The sequence below is a fragment of the Flavobacterium xizangense genome (assembly GCF_054075145.1).
In genome coordinates this window covers 1-264 of the sequence record NZ_JBSIPG010000144.1, presented here as the reverse complement: position 1 = coordinate 264, position 264 = coordinate 1, and the positions used below count along the sequence as shown (strand labels likewise).

At 39.4% G+C, this 264-nt stretch carries 1 protein-coding gene; it reads right to left on the bottom strand.

The annotated features are described in order from the left end of the window. Positions 1-264, bottom strand: a 264-nt coding sequence (locus ACWA1B_RS22860) for a cupredoxin domain-containing protein (protein WP_461824366.1), incomplete at both ends; no start/stop codon positions are given.

Genomic DNA, 264 nt, shown 5'->3' with positions numbered 1-264 from the left:
CTTTTCCTTCTACTTTTAGCATTCCTAGCGCCCCTTTATTAAATGCTCTGAAAATAGAGTGGTCAACCAAAATAAAAGTTCCTGGCGTTTCTACTTTAAAATCTACAATGGCAGCGCCACCAGCAGGAATCAAAGTAGTCTGTACATTTTTATTGACTGTGCTTCCTCCTTCAACATGAACATTGTCGAATATTTCACCAATAACGTGGAAAGAAGAAACCAAATTTGGTCCGCCGTTTCCAACAAATAAACGAACGGTTTCGC